The sequence below is a fragment of the Lamprobacter sp. genome, from assembly GCF_034860625.1.
Classification (GTDB): Bacteria; Pseudomonadota; Gammaproteobacteria; order Chromatiales; family Chromatiaceae; genus Lamprobacter.
In genome coordinates this window covers 1-949 of record NZ_JAYESN010000621.1, presented here as the reverse complement: position 1 = coordinate 949, position 949 = coordinate 1, and the positions used below count along the sequence as shown (strand labels likewise).

Below are 949 nucleotides of genomic sequence, written 5' to 3'. Positions count from 1 at the left end.
TGCGGGCATCCGCCGTCGCGTGCTTGAGCATACCCTGCGCAACAACGGTGGCTATCTGAGCCAGGCCTGCTCGGCCGCTGAGATCCTCGCGACCCTCTATCTGCGGGTCATGCGGCTTGGCCCCAGCACAGCGCCGCTGATCCCGCGTGCCTTCGCCGGCGTCCCATCTCAGGACAACCCAGCGGCCTTTACCGGTGCCGGTTACAACGGACCTCGCGCGCCCGAGCTGGATCGCTTCATCTTCTCGCCGGTGCACTATGCACTGGTCTTGTACGCGCTGCTGATCGAGCTTGGCCGACTCGGCCCAGATGCATTAGAAGCCTTCAACACCGACGGCAGCACGGTCGAGCTGATCGGCGCCGAGCATTCGCCCGGCCACGAGGTCACCGCCGGCTCACTCGGCCAGGCCCTGAGCCAAGCTGGCGGTATCGCGCTCGCACGGCGACTGCGCGGCGAGACCGGGCGAGTCTGGGTGTTCATGTCCGATGGCGAGTTTCAAGAGGGTCAGACTTGGGAGGCCTTCGCCGCCCTCGCCCATCACCGCATCGGCAACCTCGGAGTGTACATCGATGCCAATGCCCAGCAATGCGATGGACCCATGACCGAGGTGATGACCATCGAACCGCTCGCCGAGCGCCTGCGGGCGTTTGGTGCCGAGGTGCACGAGGTCGATGGCCATGATACCGACGCCCTGGCTGCACCTGCGCTAGCACGCAGCGACGTTACAGGAGCACAGCAAGCGGCCGCCGACAGCTCAGGAAGCAATACGCCGGGCGAAGTCGCAGCCCTCGCAGACGTCAACCTCACTCAGGTAGTCGGGCAGCCTATCCCGCAGCCTGCGACGAACGATCGCCCACTGGTCGTCATCGCCCGCACCGACCCTTGCCGCGGCATTGAGCTGCTGCGCGAGCGCGCACCGAAGCTGCACTATTTGCGTTTTAAGACGACG

General features: G+C 65.5%; 1 protein-coding gene. It reads left to right on the top strand.

Annotation, left to right across the window (positions count from 1 at the left end; genetic code table 11):
* Positions 1-949, top strand: a 949-nt coding sequence (locus tag VBE63_RS30285; protein WP_323686670.1) for a hypothetical protein, incomplete at both ends; no start/stop codon positions are given.